Source organism: Labrys sp. F242 (assembly GCF_057813875.1).
In genome coordinates, this window is the sequence record NZ_JBVASG010000020.1 from 1 (window position 1) to 465 (window position 465).

At 64.1% G+C, this 465-nt stretch carries 1 pseudogene; it reads left to right on the top strand.

What is annotated here, in order from left to right:
• Positions 1-465, top strand: a pseudogene (locus ACZYTC_RS34245) (succinate--CoA ligase subunit alpha); the annotation flags it as partial.

Here is a 465-nt window from a genome sequence, read left to right on the forward strand (position 1 = left end):
AGGCCATCGATGCCGAGATCCCGCTGATCGTGTGCATCACCGAGGGCATTCCGGTCGCCGACATGATCAAGGTGAAGCGGTCGCTGTCGGGTTCGAAGTCGCGCCTGATCGGGCCGAACTGCCCGGGCGTGATGACGGCGGACGAATGCAAGATCGGCATCATGCCGGGCAACATCTTCAAGAAGGGCTCGGTGGGCATCGTGTCGCGCTCGGGCACGCTGACCTATGAGGCGGTGTTCCAAACCTCCAATGAGGGGTTGGGGCAGACCACGGCGGTGGGCATTGGCGGCGACCCGGTGAAGGGCACCGAGTTCATCGACATGCTGGAGATGTTCCTAGGCGATCCCGACACCCATTCGATCGTGATGATCGGGGAGATCGGCGGCTCGGCCGAGGAGGATGCGGCGCAGTTCCTGATCGACGAGGCCAAGCGCGGGCGCAAGAAGCCCACCGTCGGCTTCGTGG